Here is a 17,533-nt window from a genome sequence, read left to right on the forward strand (position 1 = left end):
GCGGCGGCGTCCACGCCCTGACTCCCGCCGCCGCGGCCCCGGCCCCCGCTCCCCCTTCCCCCCCACGGCTCCCGCATCAACGACGATCGAAGGAACCGCCCCGATGACCCCTCGCACGACCCCGCTGTCCCGTCGCGGCCTGCTTGCCGGCGGCGCGGCCGCCACCGCGCTCGCCGTCACCCCGCAGGCCGCCGCCGCGCCCCGCGCCGAGCCGCGGGACAAGTCCCGGCCGGGAAAGGGCACGGTCGTGCACCTGCTGGGCACGGCGGGCGGCCCCCCGCCGTACAGCGAGCGCATGGGCATCGCCTCCGCCGTGACCGTCGGCACCGACACCTACCTGGTGGACTGCGGCCGGGGCGCCGTGACCCAGTACCTGCGGGCGGGACTGTCGATGCCGTCGCTCGAGGGGATCTTCCTCACCCACCTGCACGCCGACCACATCGTCGACTACTTCGACTTCCCGCTGCTGTGCGCCGGCGTCATGCCGCCCCAGCCGGGGTTCGGCGGCACGGTGCGGGTGTGGGGTCCTGGACCGAGCGACACGGTCACTTCGGGTCCCGTCACCCCCGAGCAGCCCGCGCCCGGAATCGTCGAGACCACCCGGCGTGCGAACGCCACCTTCGCCGCCTCCACCAACGCCTTCGTCGCCGGGGGCTTCGGCATCGACCCCGTGTCCATGCTCGACGTGACCGAGCTGTCGGCACGGCCCGGCACGGTGGTGACCGTCCTGGACACCGCCACCGTGAAGGTGACGGCGACCCGGGTCCCGCACGGCAACATGTCCCCCTCGTACGCCTACCGGTTCGACACCGCGGACGGTTCCGTCGTCTTCTCCGGCGACACCAGCCGCAGCGACGACCTGATCGCGCTGGCCCACGGCTGCGACCTGCTGGTCCACGAGGCCGTCGACGCCGCGTGGTTCGAAAGGCAGGGCATGCCCGCTCCCCTCGTCGACCACATGCGCGAGGTGCACACCGACGTCGCCGAGGTGGGCGCCATCGCCGCCGCCGCGGGGGCGCGCCAGGTGGTCCTCAGTCACCTCGCGCCGGCCGACCCGGCCCAGTTCTCCGACCGCGAGTGGGGCGCGGCGGCCCGTGCCTCCGCCCGGGCGGCCGGCTACCGGGGCCGCGTCACCGTGGGTCACGACCTCATGCGCATCCCCCTCTCCTGATCACACTCCGCTGGAGCCGCACCATGCGTTTCGCCGCATACGAACACCGACACCACCACCGGGTGGCGGTCGTGGAAGAGGACGGCACCCTCTTCCCCCTGCCGGGCGTCACCTCGCTCACCGCACTGATCCAGCGGACCGACGGGCTCCCCGGGCTGCTCGCCGCCGGCGCCGCGGCCCTGGACGTCCCCCCGGGCCCGCATGTCTCCCAGGTCCGGTTGCTGCCTCCGCTGCAGCCCACGTCCGTACGGGACTTCGTGACCTTCGAGGAACACGTGGAAGGGGTGCGCCGATCCGTGGAGGGCACCGGCGGCGTCCCCGAGCAGTGGTACGCGGCCCCGACCTTCTACTTCACCAATCCGCACGCGATCTACGGCCCCGGGGACGGCGTCCCCGTACCCCCCGGTTCGGCCGTGCTCGACTTCGAACTCGAAGTGGGCGCCGTGGCCGGCCGGGAGGGCCGCGACCTCACCGCCGAACAGGCCCGCGACCACATCGTCGGCTACACCGTCTTCAACGACTGGTCCGCGCGGGATCTCCAGGGCGCGGAGATGAAGGTGGGCCTCGGCCCGTGCAAGGGCAAGGACACCGCCACCACCCTCGGCCCGTACCTGGTCACCGCGGACGAGCTGGAGCCCTACCGGGACTCCGAAGGCTTCCTGCGCCTGGCCCTGACCGCCGAGGTCAACGGCGAGAAGGTCGGCGAGGACCTGCTGTCCAACATGAGCTGGACGTTCGAGGAGATGACCGCCTACGCCTCCCGCGGCACCCGCCTCGTCCCCGGCGACGTCCTCGGCTCCGGAACCTGCGGCAACGGTGGCTGCCTCGCCGAACTCTGGGGCCGGCGCGGCGAACAGACCCCGCCGCCCCTGAAGCCCGGCGACACCGTCACCCTCATCGTCGAGGGCCTCGGCACCCTAGCGAACACCGTCGTCCCCGGCGTCGAGCCCGTCCCCCTCCCCACAGGCCGGCGCCGCTCCCGGGAGCGGCCGTGACCGAACTGCACCCCAAGAGGCTGCTCGGCAAGGTCATCGTCGTCACCGGCGCCGCACGCGGACAGGGCGCCGCCGAGGCCGAGGCCCTCACCCGGGAGGGCGCCCGCGTCATCGCCACCGACGCCACCGAAGCGCCCGGCTGCCGGCGCCTGGACGTCACCCGCGAGCAGGACTGGGCCGAACTCGCCGCCGAGCTGCGGGAGTCGTACGGGCACGTGCACGGCCTGGTCAACAACGCCGGCATCACCTGGCGGGCCCGCCTCGGCGACGTACGCCCCGAGGATATGGCCCGCGTCCACGCGGTCAACGTCACCGGCCCACTCCTCGGCATCCAGCACCTTGCCCCGCTCATGCCGCCCGGCTCCTCGGTCGTCAACGTCGGCTCCTCGGCGGCCCTCACCGCGCACTACCCGGTCGCCTACACGACCAGCAAGTGGGCGCTGCGCGGCCTGTCGAAGACCGCCGCACTGGAACTCGGGCCGCGCGGCATCCGCGTCAACACCGTCCACCCCGGCTACATCGAGACCGAGATGACCGCCTCCGCCGCGCCCGCCTTCCGCGAGGCCAACGTCAAGGAGACGCCGCTCGGCCGCACCGGCACCGTCGGCGAGGTGGCGCCGCTGGTCGTGTTCCTGCTGTCCGACGACGCGTCGTTCATCAGCGGCGCGGAGATCCCGGTGGACGGCGGCATGACCGCGCACGGCGGCGTCAAGTCCGTCTCCGACGCCCTGCGGGAGGGGGCGCCGTGAAGCGGCTGGAAGGCAAAGTGGCGCTGATCTCGGGGACCGCGCGCGGCCAGGGCCGGGCCGCCGCGGTGCGGTTCGCCGCCGAGGGCGCCCTCGTGGTCGGCGGTGACCTGCTCCACGAGGAAGCCGTGGAGACCCAGCGCCTCATCGCCCGCGAGGGCGGCACCGCCCTCACCCCCGGCCCGCTCGACGTCACCGACGGGGAGGCCGTCCGTGCCTGGGTGGAAGAGGCGGTGGACGCGTTCGGCGGCATCGACATCGTGTACGCCAACGCGGGCGCCGTCCGGTTCGGCGCGATCGACAGCCAGCCGTACGAGGACTTCGCGTTCACGATGCGCGCCGAACTGGACTCGGTGTGGCTGACCGTGCGGGCGGCCTGGCCGCACCTGGTGCGCAGCCGCGGCTGCGTCCTGACCGTCGGCTCGACCGCGGGACTGACCGGTTCCCTCACCAACGACCGGACGGCCCATTCGGCTTCGAAGGGCGCGGTCATCGCGCTCACCCGCCAACTGGCCGCCGAGGGAGCACCGCACGGCGTCCGGGTGAACTGCGTGAGCCCGGGGACGATCGACACCGAGGGCTCGCGCGGCAACCTGCTCGCCGACGACCACCCGATGAACGACATCTGCGGTCACATCCCGCTCGGGCGGCTGGGCCACCCCGACGACGTCGTCAACGCGGCCGTCTTCCTGGCCTCCGACGAGGCCTCCTACATCACCGGCGCCAACCTCGTCGTGGACGGCGGCTGGTCCACCGTCCTGCCCGGCGCCCCGAACCGAAAGGCAGTCCGCACGTGAACAAGGTCCGCGCCGGCGTCGCCGAGGCGGTCGCCGACATTCCCGACGGCGTCTCGCTCGCCGTCGGCGGCTTCGGCCTCAGCGGCGTCCCCGAAATCCTGATCCGTGCCCTGTACGAACAGGGCACGACTGGCCTGAAGGTCGTCTCCAACAACTGCGGCGTCGACGGCCGGGGACTCGGCATCCTGCTCTCCGCGGGCCGCATCGCCCGAGTGACCGGCTCCTACGTCGGTGAGAACAAGGAGTTCGCCCGCCAGTACCTCGGCGGAGAACTGGAAGTGGAACTGACCCCGCAGGGCACCCTCGCCGAGCGGCTGCGGGCCGGTGGCGCGGGCATCCCCGCCTTCTACACCCCGGCCGGCGTCGGCACCCAGGTCGCGAACGGCGGACTGCCCTGGCGCTACGCGCCCGACGGCACCGTGGCCGTCGCCTCCCCGCCCAAGGAGACCCGCGACTTCGCCGGCCGCCCGTACGTCCTGGAGCACGGCATCACCACCGACTTCGCCCTCGTACGGGCCTGGCGCGGCGACCACCACGGCAATCTCGTCTTCCGCCGGACCGCCGCCAACTTCAACCCCCTCGCCGCCATGGCCGGCCGCGTCACCGTCGCCGAGGTCGAGGAACTCGTTGAACCGGGCGCGCTCCGACCCGACGAGATCCACGTGCCCGGGATCTACGTTCAGCGGGTCGTGGCGCTCACCGCGGGCCAGGCCGCCGACAAGCCCATAGAGAAGAGGACCGTACGCCCATGAGCTGGACCCGCGAGCAGATGGCCGCCCGCGCGGCCGCCGAACTCACCGACGGCTCCTACGTCAACCTCGGCATCGGCCTGCCCACCCTGATCCCCGGACACCTCCCGCCCGGCGTCCACGTCGTCCTCCATTCCGAGAACGGCATCCTCGGCACCGGCCCCTACCCCACCGAGGACGAAGTCGACCCCGACCTGATCAACGCCGGCAAGGAAACGGTCACCGTCCTGCCCGGCGCCTCCTTCTTCGACTCCGCGCTCTCCTTCGGCATGATCCGCGGCGGCCACATCGACACCGCGGTCCTGGGTGCCATGCAGGTGTCCGAACGGGGTGACCTCGCCAACTGGATGATCCCCGGCAAGATGGTCAAGGGCATGGGCGGCGCCATGGACCTCGTCCACGGCGCCCGCCGCGTCATCGTCCTCATGGAACACACCGCCAAGGACGGCACCCCCAAGATCGTCGACGAGTGCACCCTCCCCCTCACCGGCGAGCAGTGCGTCCACCGGATCATCACCGACCTCGGCGTCCTCGACGTCACCCCCCAGGGACTCGCCCTGGTCGAAACCGCACCCGGCGTCACCGTCGAGGACATCACCGCCCGCACCGGCACCGCCCTGGAGGTGGACAGCGTCTCCGCCGCGTGCTGACCGGCGGCCGAGAGAGTTTGTCCACGAACCATTGACACGGGGGAAACATCCTCGGAATATAGTCCGTACATCAATGATTGGTGTACGGACCATCGGAGGCCGGGTCTGACCGCCTCCGCTCCCGATGTCCTCCCGAGCTGACTTTTGGAGGCCAGATGCCCGTCCTCACCTCTCCCCTCCACATCGCCGTAGTCGGAGGCGGTATCGGCGGACTGGCCGCCGCCCTGGCGACCGCCCGCGCCGGCCATCGCGTGACGCTCATGGAGCGGGCCGCCCGCTTCGGCGAGATCGGGGCCGGCCTGCAGCTCGCCCCGAACGCCTCCCTCGCCCTCGACGAACTCGGCGTACTGCCGGCCGTCCGGGCATCCGCGGTAGCCCCACCCCGGCTGGTCATGATGGACGCCCTGACCGGTGACGAGGTCACCTCCCTCGATCTGCGCAGCTCGGCCTACACCGACCGCTTCGCGCACCCGTACCTGGTCACCCACCGCACCGACCTGCACGCCGCACTGCTGACCGCCTGCCAGGAGCACCCCGCCGTCGCGCTGCGCACGGGACACACCGTCACCGAGGCAGACCAGGACGGATCCCGGGTACACCTGCACTTCGCGGAGGGCCACGCCCCGCTGACCGCCGACGCGGTCGTCGCCGCGGACGGACTGCACTCCCGGCTGCGCCAGGTACTGGTCGGCGACGGGGAACCGGTCTGCTCGCGCTACGTCGCCTTCCGCGGCGCCCTGCCCACCGGGAAGATGACCGGCCGGATGTCCCAGCACGCCGCCTCGGAAGCGGTCATGGTGTGGGCCGGGCCGCGCATGCACCTGGTGCAGTACCCCGTACGTCGCGGCGAGCTGTACAACCAGGTCGCCGTGTTCGAGAGCGACCACTACACGCCGGATTCCGACGACTGGGGCACCGACGCCGAGCTGGAGGAGCGCTTCGCCGGCGCCTGCGAGGCCGTGCGCGACGCGCTGCCGCTCGTCTCCCGCGACCGTCGCTGGCCGCTGTACGACCGTGCCCCGATCAGCACCTGGGTGTACGGGCGGATCGCGCTTCTCGGAGACGCCGCCCACCCCATGCTCCAGTACCTCGCGCAGGGCGCCTGCCAGGCGCTGGAGGACGCCGTGGCACTCGGCCAGGCTCTCGGCCAGAGCGCGGACCCTGCCGAAGCCTTCGCCGCTTACGCGGACCGACGTCAGGAACGGGCGACTCTCATCCAGACCAACGCCCGCCGCTTCGGCGAGATCTGTCACCTCGAAGGCATGGGAGCCACCCTGCGCAACATGCTCCTCTCGTCGCGCGACCCCGATGCGTTCGAGGACATCTCCTGGGTGTGGACCCCCACCCCCGCACTTGCTCCCGCCCTGTGATCCGGCTCGCGTAGGAGGACACCATGACAACCGACGAACTCGCCTACAAGGCCCTGGAGGGCCTGGGAGCCGCCCCGCTGTGGCGCTTCTACGGCAACCTGTTCCCCGCCCAGCCCAAGAGCCGCGCCGTCCCCTACCGCTGGGACTGGCGCGAACTCCGCCCCCACCTCCTGCACTTCTCCAAGACTCTGTCCCTGGAGGAGGCCGAGCGACGGGTCCTCATGCTCGTCAACCCCGGCCTCACCGACCCTCCGGCCACGGTCAACACTCTCTACGCGGGCCTCCAGATCATCCTGCCCGGCGAGACGGCCCAGGCGCACCGGCACACCTCCAACGCCTTCCGCTTCATCCTCGAAGGCGACGGTGCCTGGACCACCGTCAACGGCGAGCGGGTCTTCATGGCCCCCGGCGACCTCCTGCTCACCCCGGGCTGGCACTGGCACGACCACACCCACGAGGGCGACGCGCCGATGATCTGGCTCGACGCCCTCGACTACCCCCTGGTCAACGCCCTGGAAGCCGGCTTCTACGAGCAGTACCCGCAGCGGCTCCAGCCCGTGACCAAGCCTGACGACGCCGGCAGCCGCCAGTTCCTGCACGGCCGGCTCACCCCCGCCTGGCTCACCCAGGACGGACCCAACTCCCCCGTCACCCGATACACCTGGCAGGAGACCGAGCGCGCCCTGAACGCCGTCGCCGACACCGCCGACGGAAGCGATGTCGACGGCGTCGTCCTGGAGTACAGCAACCCCTGGACCGGCGGCCCGGTCATGCCCACCATCGGCTGCCGCGTCCAGCGGCTCCGCCCCGGCTTCGAGGGAGCCGGTCGCCGCCACACGGCCTCGACCATCTTCAACGTCGTCCGCGGCGAGGGCGCCACGATCGTCGACGGCGAGCGGCTGGAGTGGTCCGAGCACGACACCTTCGCCGTCCCCGGCTGGGCCTCCTACCGCCACGTCAACACCTCGGCCTCCGCGGACGCCGTCCTCTTCTCCTACAGCGACGAGCCGGTCATGCGCTCCGTCGGCCTCTACCGCACCGAAGACGCCGACCCCGGCGCCTGACCCTCCCACCCGACACCCACAAGGAGGCCAGCATGCGTCTGGCACTGTTCAACAAGGGGCGCCTCGGACTCGTCGTCGGTGACGACCTCGTCGACGTGACCGACCAGGTCGCCGGAGCCGACACCGCCGGCCCCGTCGGTGCGCTCCAGCGGTACGTCGAGGCGGCCGCCGACGGGGAGACGGCCAGTTTCGAACCAGCCGGCCGGCCCCGCATCCCCCTGGCCGAAGCGGTCCTGGAGGCCCCGCTCCCCCGCCCCGGGAAGATCATCGGCGCGCCGGTCAACTACCTCGACCACAAGGCCGAGATGGAGTACACCACCTCGGTCGCCGACCTGGGCGTCTTCCTCAAGGCGAACTCCTCCGTCATCGGCCCGGGCCAGGACATCCTCCTCCCCTACTCCGACAAGCGCATCGACCAGGAAGGCGAACTGGGCGTCGTCATCGGCCGCACCGCCTCGCACGTGAGCAGGGACGAAGCCCTGGACCACGTCTTCGGCTACACCTGCGTCCTGGACATCACCGTCCGCTCCGACGAGGACCGCTCCACCCGCAAGTCCTTCGACACGTTCACCCCGCTCGGCCCCTGGATCGTGACCGCCGACGAGATCCCGGACCCAGACACCCTCGACCTGCGCTGCGACGTCGGTGGCACCACCCGGCAGCGCACCAACACGGCGGACCTCATCTTCGGCGTCCGTGAACTGATCGCCTACACCTCCTCCGTCATGACCCTGCACCCGGGCGACGTGATCGCGACCGGCACCCCGGCCGGAGTGGGACCGCTCAGCCACGGAGACCGCGTGGTCCTGGAGATCGAGAAGGTCGGTCGCCTGGAAGTCGGTGTCGACGGCTCCCGTGCTCTTCCTTACGACCAGCGCCCCGGCCGCCGCAGTCGCTGACCACGCGGTCGTCGCCGGGGTGGTGCCGGCACTCGTAGACTCCCCACACCGGCCGTCCCCGGCCGGCACCACCCCGGCGACAGACGGACGGAAGACTGTGGCGCGCGCACTGGAACTGCACAACTACGTCGGGCACCTGATCCGACGCGCGGAACAGGTGCACACCGCCCTGTGGTACCGGCACGTGTCCAGGGAGATCACCTCCCAGCAGTTCGCCGTCCTCAACGCCCTCAGCCGTGACCCCGGCATCGACCAGCGCACCCTGGCGCGCTTCACCTCACTGGACCGTTCGACGGTCAACCACATCGTCCGCCGGCTGACCGAGCAGCACTACGTCAGTCAGGTACGCGACGAGGAGGACCGTCGGCGGACCCTGCTGAGCCTCACCGATCAGGGAGCCGAACTACTCGACTCCCTGATCCGTCCGGCCGAAGCCGTCAACGAGCAACTGCTCGACGCGCTTCCCGGTGACGAACGCAAGCTGGCCGTCGACGTCCTTCGCAAGATCGCGTCGCTGGACGCCGAGGCACTCAGCGACGGCCCGTGAGCTAGGTGAAGCGCGGGACGTCCAGGTAGCGAGGAAGGACTCACGCCTTGACCCGTCACGCCCTGCGCAGCGCGCCTTCCTCCCCTTCCCCGCAGGAAGCCGGATCCTCGTCCGCCACCGCGACAGGGCCCGTCATCGGCCGGGCTCTGCGCATCCTCGGTGCCTTCAGCGCACAGCGTCCTCACCTGTCCCTGAGCGAGCTGGCCCGGCGATCAGGTCTGCCCGTGTCCACCGTGCACCGCATGCTGGGTGACCTGCTCGTGTGGGGCGCTCTGGAACGCGACGCGCAAGGCCGCTACCGCATCGGGCTGCGGCTGTGGGAGGTCGCGTCCTTGGCTCCGCGCAGTCAAGGGCTGCGCGAGCGCGCACTGCCTTACCTGGAAGACCTCTCCTCCCACGTCCGTGAGAACGTCCAGCTCGCCGTCCGTGACGCGAGCGAGGTGGTCTTCATCGAACGCATCGCGCCGAGCTGTGCCGTGCCCACGCTGACACGAGTAGGAGGACGGCTGGGCATCACCACGACTGCGGCGGGACTGGTGCTGCTCGCTCACGCGCCGGCAGCCGTTCAGGAAGAGGCTCTCGCGCGGACGATACCCCGGCACACCCCGCTCACGCTCACCGACAGCGGCCGGCTCAGAGCGGTCCTCGCCCAGGCACGCACGTGCGGCTACGCGGTCAGCGACCGGCAACTGTCCACCGACACCCTCTCCGTCGCCGCGCCCGTCACCACCGACGACGGCGAGGTGACCGCAGCTGTCTCCGTGGTGGTCCGGCACGGGTCCACCTCCGTCGGAGCGCTCGCCGATCTGGTCCGCTCATGCGGCCGCGCCATTTCGCGAGCTTTTGACACGCCCGACCTTTGAAGGACATCGTCCCGGACCAAGACGTTCTGACCTGCACCTTCCTGCCCGCGCTGGACTGCCGTAGACGTCCCTGGACGGTCTCTACAACCTGTGCCATGTGGTACCGCGGCCCACTCGCTAGCACCACGTACCACTCATCGAGATCCGGACCAGGTGCGGACCGAATCAGCCTGGCACTCGACGTTTCCACTCTTGGTCGCAGGTCAGGAGCGAGGTCAGACGTGTACCACCAGCAGACGAAGAGCCTCCTGGGACAAGGATGTACCGCGCCCAGACACAGCGCCTTGCCCACGCCGACGGCGGCTGAGGGGCAAAGCCGGACTCGGTCTCTCAGTCCGGTCGCCTGCCATGCAACGACTCTGAGTCGATCAATCCCAGAGGCCCGAGTTCAACGGAGCGTAGTCAGCACCAAGTCAGCACGGGACAGGTGAGGACAGGTGAGGACAGGTGATGACGTGGGCGTTTAGCCAGCACCGAACCAGCACGGGAGTCAGCACCGCATCGTCGAATCACCCTGAACTGCGTGTCCCGGACAGCACTCGCTTCGATCACCATCGAGCCCCTGAGACGCCTTCCCATGAGTCGGCATGGTGGCCGCACGCATAGCCGACTCCCGAACTATGTTGCCCCGCCACATGTGCGCCTGACCTGCGGATTCCTACGGTGTGGCGACACGCAAACGTCCCCGTCACACCCCAGGAAGTGGTGCCGATGTCGTCGCCCGCAGCCGCTCCACCAGCCCCGAACAACCTCAAGCGCATCGTCGCCGCTTCCCTCATCGGGACCACCATCGAGTGGTACGACTTCTTCCTCTACGGCACCGCAGCCGCCCTCGTCTTCAACAAGCTGTTCTTCCCGGACTCCGACCCGCTGGTCGGCACGCTGCTGTCGTTCCTGACGTACGCCGTCGGGTTCGCCGCGCGGCCGCTGGGGGCCCTGGTGTTCGGGCACTACGGTGACCGGCTCGGGCGCAAGAAGCTGCTGGTGCTGAGCCTGTTGATGATGGGCGGGGCGACCTTCGCGATCGGCCTGCTGCCCACGCACGCGACCATCGGGACGGCCGCTCCCGTGCTGCTGACCGTGCTGCGGCTCGTCCAGGGTTTCGCACTCGGCGGTGAGTGGGGCGGAGCCGTGCTGCTGGTGTCCGAGCACGGGGACGCGCGGCGGCGCGGGTTCTGGGCTTCGTGGCCGCAGACCGGGGCGCCGGCGGGGCAGTTGCTCGCGACCGGCGTGCTGTCGCTGCTGACGGCCGTGCTCTCGGACTCCGCGTTCGACAGCTGGGGCTGGCGGGTCCCGTTCCTGCTCTCCGGAGTGCTGGTCATGGTCGGTTTGTGGATTCGTCTGTCCGTCGATGAATCGCCGGTATTCAAGCAGGCGCTGGCGCAGGCACGGACGCGCAAGGCGGACGCCGAGCCGCTTCCGCTGGTCGACGTGCTGCGGCACCACTGGCGTGACGTGCTGATCGCGATGGGCGCGCGGATGGCGGAGAACATCAGCTACTACGTCATCACCGCCTTCATCCTCGTCTACGCCACCACCTCGGCCGGCCTCTCCAAGCAGACCGCGCTCAACGCGGTGCTGATCGCCTCGGCCGTGCACTTCGCGGTCATCCCGGCGTGGGGCGCGCTGTCGGACCGGATCGGCCGGCGCCCCGTGTACCTGCTGGGCGCGGCGGGTGTCGGCCTGTGGATGTTCCCGTTCTTCATACTGATCGACTCCGGTGACTTCGGCAGTCTGCTCCTCGCCGTGACCGTGGGCCTGGTGCTGCACGGAGCGATGTACGCACCCCAGGCGGCCTTCTTCTCCGAGATGTTCGCGACGCGGATGCGCTACTCGGGTGCCTCGATCGGCGCCCAGTTCGCCTCCGTCGCGGCAGGTGCCCCCGCGCCACTGATCGCCACGGCACTGCTGGCCGAGTACGACAGCTCCACCCCGATCTCCCTCTACGTCGTCGCCGCCGTCGTGCTGACACTGATCGCCGTGGGCGTGGCGAAGGAGACCCGGCATCGAGACCTCAACGAGATCACGTCGTCCTCCACCGGGAACAGGGGCCGGGACGAGAAGGGAGCCGAGGGGGGTGCCTCCCGAGTACCGGGGGCGCGCACCAGGTGACCTGTCCCGCCACCGGCCCTCGTACGCCCGTGCGTGCGGGGGTCAGTGCTGTGCCGGGAGCGACAACCGGTGGAGTCTGAGGGCCAGTTGTATTTCCAGTGCGCGGTCGGGGCGCTGCCAGTCCTCGCCCAGGAGGCGGCCCACCCGTTCCAGGCGCTGGGCGACCGTGTTGACGTGGACGTGCAGGGCGTCCTTGGTGCGGGCGGGGCTCATGCCGCAGGCGAAGTACTCGTCGAGGGTGCGCAGGAGCTCGGTGCCGCGTCGCTCGTCGTAGGCCACGACCTGGCCGATGGTGCGCTCGACGAAGCCGGAGACGTTCTGCTCCCCGGCCAGCAGCAGCCCCAGGAACCCGAAGTCCTCGGCGGCGGCGCCGTCCCCGGAGCGGCCCAGCAGGCGCAGGGCGTCGAGGCATCGTCTGGCCTCGGTGTAGGCGGCGGCCACGGCGTCGGGGTGAGCGGCGAGGTCCTCCACGGGGGCGGAGGCGCCGACGGTGACGGCCTCGTGGACGGCCGTCCCGAGTTGCCGGGCGGTGCGGCGGGCCAAGTCGGTGGCACCGTCCCCGGTGGTCAGGGGCAGCAGCAGTACGGTGCCGCCGTCCCGGGCGGCGGCCAGGCCGTGCCGGGTCGCGGCGAGGTGGGAGGCGGCGGCCCACAGGCGTCGGCGCGCGTCCGCCTCCTGGTCGGCGTCGGGTGCGGTGGCGGCGAGGCGGGCGGCGAGTACGACGTGGGTGGTGTCCAGGTCGGCACGCAGCCGCCGGGCGCGGTCGCCCAGCAGGCGCGGGTCGCGGTCGCGGGCGTCGAGCAGGTCGTCCAGCAGCTCGCCGCGCACGCGCTGTTCGGCCTCGGCGGCGGAGCGCCGGGCGAGCAGGAGTAGGGAGGTGACCATCGCGGCGCGTTCCAGGGTGAGCTGGTCGACGGGGTCGAGCCCGGGGTGGCCGCGCAGGACGAGGGCGCCGAGCAATTCGTCGCCGGCGGCGACGGCGGCGATCCAGTCGTCCTCGTGCCGCACGGCGTGGCCTTCTGCCCGGGACGTCTCCAGGGCGCGCGCCGGCGTCGATGCGGCCTCGGTGAACTCGACGGTGCCGGCCAGCACCTGGGAGACGGCGGCGGCGACGTCGTGGACACCGCCGCCGCGCAGGACGAGCTCGGCGAGCCGGTCGTGGACGTCGGAGGCACGCTCGATGACTGCGCTGCGGTCCCGGATGATCTCGTTGGCCCGCTCCAGGCCGGCGAGGGCCGAGCGGGTCTCGGCGAGCAGGTTCGCGGTGTCGATGGCGGCTGCCGCGAGGGCGGCGAAGGAGCCGAGCAGGGCGATCTGCTCGCGTTCGAAGACGCGGGCGCGCCGGTCCGCGGCGAAGAGCACGCCGATGACGTGGTGGCCGAGCATGAGGGGTACGCCGAGGATCGCGACCAGGCCCTCGTCGCGTACGCCCGCGTCGATGGCGCGGGTGTGCTGGAAGCGGGCGTCCTCGAAGTAGTCGTCGGTGACGTAGGGGCGGGCGGTCTGGGCGACGAGGCCGCCGAGCCCCTCCCCCATGCCGAGCCGCAGTTGCTGGAAGCGGGCCGCGACCGAGCCCTCGGTGACGCGCATGTAGGTGTCGCCGCGGTCCGGGTCGTTGAGGCTGAGGTAGGCCACGTCGGTGCCGAGCAGCGAGCGGGCCCGCTGCACGATCGCGCGCAGGACGGCGTCCAGGTCGCGCAGCCCGGCGAGGTCGTGGGCCGTCTCGAACAGTGCCGACAACTCGGCCTCACGCCTGCGTCGGCCCTCCAGTTCGGAGCGCACGCGCAGGGCGAGCTTCTTCGCCCGGTCGAGCGCGGCGATCCGCTCGGCCGGTCCTCCCTCGGCGCGGGCGAGCAGCACCGGCTGCTCGTAGGCGTCGGCGGACGCGCCCCGGGCCAGCAGCTCCAGGAACGGCGCCTCGACGACGGCGGGCGCCCGGTGCACGGGGTCGCCGGCATCGCGGAGCGACGGCTCGGCGTCGCCGGCCGGCGCTCCGGCACCTTGGGCGAGGCGCTCGGCGGACTGCACGTGATCGCGGGACATGCTCACAGGATTCCCCATCGCGCGGTCGTCCCGGCAGCCCTGTGGAAAACCCGGTCCGCCGAGGACGCCTCCGGGCTCGGTGCACGGGCCGCCGCCCTGCTCAGTACGCGGTCCGGTCAGTACGCGGTCCGGTCAGTGCGCGGTCCAGCCGCCGTCCAGGACGAGTGAGGTGCCGGTGACGAAGGACGCCTGCGGGCCGCACAGGTAGGCCACGGCGTCGGCGACCTCCTCCGGTTCGATGAGCCGCCGTACGGCGCTGTCCCGCAGCAGTACGTCGGTCAGCACCTGCTCCTCGGGAATGCCGTGCGCCCGGGCCTGGTCGGTGATCTGCTTCTCCACGAGCGGGGTGCGCACGTAGGAGGGGTTCACGCAGTTGGAGGTGACGCCGTGAGCGGCGCCTTCGAGGGCGGCGGTCTTGGACAGGCCCTCCAGGCCGTGCTTGGCGGAGACGTAGGCCGCCTTGTAGGCCGAGGCGCGCAGGCCGTGGACCGAGGAGATGTTGACGACGCGGCCCCAGCCCTGCCCGTACATGTGGGGCAGGGCGCCCCGGATGAGGCGGAAGGGGGCCTCGAGCATCACGGTGAGCACGGTGTGGAAGACGTCCGGCGGGAACTCCTCGATCGGACGCACCAGCTGCAGACCGGCGTTGTTCACCAGGATGTCGGTGCCGGCGGCGGCGAGTTCGGCGGCGTCCAGGTCGGTCAGGTCCAGGACGTGGGGTTCGACGCTGCCCGCGAGGTCCCCGCAGCTCTCGGCGAGGGCGTCCAGCCCGGCGGCGTCCCGGTCGACCGCTCTGACCTTGGCCCCCGCTGCGGCCAGCCGCTGCGCACAGGCACGGCCGATGCCGCCGGCGGCGCCGGTGACGAGGGCGGTACGGCCGCCGAGGTCGAGCGGGGAGGCGTGGGGGGCCGGGAGGACACGGGGCGAGGTCATGACTCGACCCTAGGCAGCGCCCGCCCCACCCCCCCATATGGGCTCGCCCCATACTTCAGAGCGAACCAGTGGGGTCAAACCATGTGGGTGCGTCGGACAGCGCCTGCTTGACCCGGGCCTGCCCGAATTCCTTGAGGTCCGGCAGCGCGTCGACCGCGAACCACCCCACCTCCAGCGACTCGTCGTCGTTGACCCGGGCCTCGCCGCCGCTGACCCGGCAGCGGAAGGTGATGTCCATGTACTGGCACACGTCGCCGTTGTCGTACGTGACCGGGTCCAGCGCCTGGACGAGGACCACCCGCTCGACGACGCACCGTACGGCCGTCTCCTCCTCGACCTCGCGCACGGCGCAGGCGGCCGGCTGCTCCCCCGGCTCCGGGATGCCGCCGATCAGTGACCAGCGCCCGTTGTCGGCCCGTCGGTTCAGCAGCACCCGGCCCTCGTCGTCGAAGACGACGGCGGTGACTCCGGGGAGCCACAGCAACTGGTGTCCGGCCGAGGCGCGCAGGTCGCGGATGAAGTCGGGAGTAGCCATGCGCACGACCCTAACGGGCCGGTCGGGCCGTCTCCGCCGAGGTCGCGGGGCGTGCGGCGGGCGTACGGCTACACGCCGCGGGCGCGTCGCCCGCGCACACCGGCGCCGACGGCCCAGCCGAGCCCGCCGGCCGCGACCAGCAGGAGAGCGATCTCCGGCCCCACGCCCAGCCGGGTGGCGGGCGTCTCGGAGGAGCGCAGGGGCACCTCCTGGACCAGGGAGTCCGCGACGAACATGCCGGTCTTCTGGGTGATCCTCCCATCCGGCATGATGATGGCGCTGACCCCGCTGGTCACCGGCACGGTGACGGTCCGGCTGTGCTCGACCGCGCGGACGCGGGACATGGCGAGCTGCTGGTAGGTCATCTCGCTGCGGTCGAACGTCGCGTTGTTGCTGGGCACGGAGATCATCCGGGCGCCGTCGGCGACCTCGGAGCGCACTGCCCAGTCGAAGGCGGCCTCGTAACAGGTGACGAGCCCCACCTTGGTGCCGGCCATGGTGAACACCCCGGGCTCGGTGCCCCGGCTGAAGTCCTGGCTGACCATGGAGGTCCAGTCGTCGTTGATCGCCCCGATGAGCGAGCGCAGCGGGAGGTACTCGCCGAACGGCTGGATCTGCCGCTTGTCGTACGTGTCCACGGGGCCCTTGTCCGGGTCCCAGAGGATCTGCTCGTTGAACAGCCTGCCGTCGCGTTCCACCACGCCACCGACCGAGATGGGCGCGCCGATCGCCTTGGCGGCCCGGTCGATGACCGCGCGGGCGTCGGGGTTGGCGAACGGGTCGATGTCCGAGGAGTTCTCCGGCCAGAGCACGAAGTCGGGCCGGTCCACCTCGCCGGCCCTGACCTCGGCGGCCAGACGGTCCGTCTCGCGCGCGTGGTAGTCGAGTACGGCCCGGCGCTGGGCGTTGAAGTCGAGGCCCGCGCGCGGCACGTTGCCCTGGATCACGGCGACGGTCGCGGTGCCGGCCTCCGCCTCGTCGCTGACCAGCGGCAGGGCGGCCACGGCACCGGCGACGGGAACCGCCACACCGAGGAGGGCCACCGCCGCCGTCCCCCGCCGCACCTCTCGGGTGCGGCGCGCCCGGACGGCCAGGCGCACGGCCTCGTAGAGGCCGAAGCCGCACAGGACGACCGCGAAGCCGAGTACCGGTGTGCCGCCGACCGCGGCGAGCGGCAGGAACGCGCCGTCCGCCTGCCCGAACGCGATCTTGCCCCAGGGGAAGCCCTCGAAGGGCACGCGCGCGCGTGCGGCCTCTCCGGCGATCCACAGCGCCGCCGCCCACAGGGGCCAGGCCGGCAGCTTCGACACGGCGGCGACGCCCGCGCCGACCAGCGCGATGAAGAGCGCCTCGATCGCGACCAGGGCGAGCCAGGGGCCGGGGCCGACCTCCACACCGGTCCACACCAGCAGCGGCAGCAGGAAGCCCAGGCCGAAGAGGTAGCCGAGGCCGAGTCCGGCCTTCCACCCGCGGCCGCGCAGCACCCAGCCGAAGGCGGTGAAGGCGAGCGGGGCCAGCCACCACAGGGTGCGCGGCGGGAAGCTGACGTAGAGCAGCACTCCGGAGAGCGCGGCGGCGGCGGCCGGGAGGAGGCGCGGGAGCAGCGCGGCGACCCGCGAGGCGGGCGTGGTCTGCGGCTGCGTCCGGTCCGACTCGCCGACGGAGGTTGCGGTGGCTGTCACCCCCCGGAGTGTACGGCGGGTGACCGCGCCGCGGACAGCACGGTCGGAGGCCGCCGGGAGCCCTGGCGGCCTGTGCCGCATCGTTTCGCTCGGCACGGCCTTCGGCTGGATGCTGTACACCCTGTGGCGCTCGTCGCGCCCCACACCGGTCGTTCTCAGAGCCCGGCGTGGCCCCCACCGGGCTCGCGGCGATCGCCGCCGTCGGCAACGCGCTGAGCTTCACCGCGGTGTCGGTGGGCGCGGGATGCCTCGCGGGCCTGGCCACGGCCGCCCCGTCGCCGACGATTCGCCGGTGCGTGCGGACGGCGGCCTGCGGCCGCGGGGGGACCGGCTGTCCGGGTGGCTGGCGGGGCCTTTGGTACCGGCGGGAGAGTGGC

General features: G+C 71.9%; 16 protein-coding genes and 1 pseudogene. 13 read left to right on the forward strand and 4 right to left on the reverse strand.

From position 1 onward, the window contains the following. Positions 1-103 precede the first annotated feature (103 nt). The 12 genes from ACZ4V1_RS08385 to ACZ4V1_RS08440 all read left to right on the forward strand — a co-directional run bounded on the left by ACZ4V1_RS08385 (position 104) and on the right by ACZ4V1_RS08440 (position 11,963). Entirely contained in the window at positions 104-1,171 is a 1,068-nt protein-coding gene (locus ACZ4V1_RS08385) for an MBL fold metallo-hydrolase (protein WP_468331301.1), read from the forward strand. 23 nt (positions 1,172-1,194) lie between these two features. Next, on the forward strand, positions 1,195-2,166 hold the full coding sequence (locus ACZ4V1_RS08390; protein ID WP_468331304.1) for a fumarylacetoacetate hydrolase family protein: 972 nt from the start codon (positions 1,195-1,197) through the stop codon (positions 2,164-2,166). Further along, complete coding sequence (locus tag ACZ4V1_RS08395) at positions 2,163-2,915, forward strand: SDR family NAD(P)-dependent oxidoreductase (RefSeq protein ID WP_468331307.1); 753 nt, start codon at positions 2,163-2,165, stop codon at positions 2,913-2,915. The genes ACZ4V1_RS08390 and ACZ4V1_RS08395 overlap by 4 nt, the downstream gene beginning before the upstream one ends. Then, complete coding sequence (locus ACZ4V1_RS08400) at positions 2,912-3,709, forward strand: SDR family NAD(P)-dependent oxidoreductase (protein WP_468331310.1); 798 nt, start codon at positions 2,912-2,914, stop codon at positions 3,707-3,709. Before ACZ4V1_RS08395 ends, ACZ4V1_RS08400 begins: the two co-directional genes overlap by 4 nt. Further along, on the forward strand, positions 3,706-4,461 hold the full coding sequence (locus ACZ4V1_RS08405; protein ID WP_468331313.1) for a CoA transferase subunit A: 756 nt from the start codon (positions 3,706-3,708) through the stop codon (positions 4,459-4,461). The genes ACZ4V1_RS08400 and ACZ4V1_RS08405 overlap by 4 nt, the downstream gene beginning before the upstream one ends. Then, positions 4,458-5,108 carry a CoA transferase subunit B gene (locus tag ACZ4V1_RS08410; RefSeq protein ID WP_468331316.1) on the forward strand — a complete coding sequence of 217 codons (651 nt, stop codon included), beginning with the start codon at positions 4,458-4,460 and terminating at the stop codon, positions 5,106-5,108. The genes ACZ4V1_RS08405 and ACZ4V1_RS08410 overlap by 4 nt, the downstream gene beginning before the upstream one ends. A gap of 155 nt (positions 5,109-5,263) precedes the next feature. Further along, positions 5,264-6,478 carry an FAD-dependent monooxygenase gene (locus ACZ4V1_RS08415; RefSeq protein WP_468331318.1) on the forward strand — a complete coding sequence of 405 codons (1,215 nt, stop codon included), beginning with the start codon at positions 5,264-5,266 and terminating at the stop codon, positions 6,476-6,478. A 23-nt stretch (positions 6,479-6,501) separates the two neighbouring features. Further along, on the forward strand, positions 6,502-7,542 hold the full coding sequence (locus ACZ4V1_RS08420; RefSeq protein WP_468331321.1) for a cupin domain-containing protein: 1,041 nt from the start codon (positions 6,502-6,504) through the stop codon (positions 7,540-7,542). Between the two features lie 32 nt (positions 7,543-7,574). Then, entirely contained in the window at positions 7,575-8,441 is an 867-nt protein-coding gene (locus tag ACZ4V1_RS08425; RefSeq protein ID WP_468331324.1) for a fumarylacetoacetate hydrolase family protein, read from the forward strand. 97 nt (positions 8,442-8,538) lie between these two features. Next, positions 8,539-8,988, forward strand: coding sequence for a MarR family winged helix-turn-helix transcriptional regulator (locus ACZ4V1_RS08430; protein WP_468331327.1), 450 nt, complete (start codon positions 8,539-8,541; stop codon positions 8,986-8,988). Between the two features lie 47 nt (positions 8,989-9,035). Continuing rightward, positions 9,036-9,851, forward strand: coding sequence for an IclR family transcriptional regulator (locus tag ACZ4V1_RS08435; protein WP_468331329.1), 816 nt, complete (start codon positions 9,036-9,038; stop codon positions 9,849-9,851). Positions 9,852-10,562: 711 nt separating this feature from the next. Continuing rightward, positions 10,563-11,963: an MFS transporter gene (locus ACZ4V1_RS08440; RefSeq protein ID WP_468331332.1), complete on the forward strand. Its 1,401-nt coding sequence runs from the start codon at positions 10,563-10,565 to the stop codon at positions 11,961-11,963. A 42-nt stretch (positions 11,964-12,005) separates the two neighbouring features. On the opposite strand, the gene ACZ4V1_RS08445 is transcribed toward ACZ4V1_RS08440, so the two are convergent. From ACZ4V1_RS08445 to lnt, 4 genes are all read right to left on the reverse strand, one after another. Beyond that, on the reverse strand, positions 12,006-14,006 hold the full coding sequence (locus ACZ4V1_RS08445; protein WP_468331335.1) for a helix-turn-helix domain-containing protein: 2,001 nt from the start codon (positions 14,004-14,006) through the stop codon (positions 12,006-12,008). Between the two features lie 132 nt (positions 14,007-14,138). Continuing rightward, positions 14,139-14,939 carry a 3-hydroxybutyrate dehydrogenase gene (locus tag ACZ4V1_RS08450; RefSeq protein ID WP_468331337.1) on the reverse strand — a complete coding sequence of 267 codons (801 nt, stop codon included), beginning with the start codon at positions 14,937-14,939 and terminating at the stop codon, positions 14,139-14,141. 55 nt (positions 14,940-14,994) lie between these two features. Further along, on the reverse strand, positions 14,995-15,474 hold the full coding sequence (locus tag ACZ4V1_RS08455) for an NUDIX hydrolase (protein ID WP_468331341.1): 480 nt from the start codon (positions 15,472-15,474) through the stop codon (positions 14,995-14,997). Between the two features lie 68 nt (positions 15,475-15,542). Next, the gene (gene lnt / locus ACZ4V1_RS08460) at positions 15,543-17,156 is read right to left on the reverse strand and encodes an apolipoprotein N-acyltransferase (protein WP_468331344.1); all 1,614 of its coding nucleotides are present in this window, start codon (positions 17,154-17,156) and stop codon (positions 15,543-15,545) included. 88 nt (positions 17,157-17,244) lie between these two features. Between lnt and ACZ4V1_RS08465 the strand changes: the two are divergent. Next, positions 17,245-17,431, forward strand: a pseudogene (locus ACZ4V1_RS08465) (O-antigen ligase family protein); the annotation flags it as partial. Positions 17,432-17,533 lie beyond the last annotated feature (102 nt).

The organism is Streptomyces sp. NPDC028991, assembly GCF_055564775.1.

Excerpts from the sequence above, each read along its gene's own strand:
- ACZ4V1_RS08410 (WP_468331316.1), top strand. The coding sequence starts at position 4,458 with ATGAGCTGGACCCGCGAGCAGATGGCCGCCCGCGCGGCCGCCGAACTC.
- ACZ4V1_RS08425 (WP_468331324.1), top strand. The coding sequence starts at position 7,575 with ATGCGTCTGGCACTGTTCAACAAGGGGCGCCTCGGACTCGTCGTCGGT.
- ACZ4V1_RS08385 (WP_468331301.1), top strand. The coding sequence starts at position 104 with ATGACCCCTCGCACGACCCCGCTGTCCCGTCGCGGCCTGCTTGCCGGC.
- ACZ4V1_RS08445 (WP_468331335.1), bottom strand. The coding sequence starts at position 14,006 with ATGTCCCGCGATCACGTGCAGTCCGCCGAGCGCCTCGCCCAAGGTGCC.
- ACZ4V1_RS08450 (WP_468331337.1), bottom strand. The coding sequence starts at position 14,939 with ATGACCTCGCCCCGTGTCCTCCCGGCCCCCCACGCCTCCCCGCTCGAC.
- ACZ4V1_RS08415 (WP_468331318.1), top strand. The coding sequence starts at position 5,264 with ATGCCCGTCCTCACCTCTCCCCTCCACATCGCCGTAGTCGGAGGCGGT.
- ACZ4V1_RS08455 (WP_468331341.1), bottom strand. The coding sequence starts at position 15,474 with ATGGCTACTCCCGACTTCATCCGCGACCTGCGCGCCTCGGCCGGACAC.
- ACZ4V1_RS08420 (WP_468331321.1), top strand. The coding sequence starts at position 6,502 with ATGACAACCGACGAACTCGCCTACAAGGCCCTGGAGGGCCTGGGAGCC.
- ACZ4V1_RS08390 (WP_468331304.1), top strand. The coding sequence starts at position 1,195 with ATGCGTTTCGCCGCATACGAACACCGACACCACCACCGGGTGGCGGTC.
- ACZ4V1_RS08440 (WP_468331332.1), top strand. The coding sequence starts at position 10,563 with ATGTCGTCGCCCGCAGCCGCTCCACCAGCCCCGAACAACCTCAAGCGC.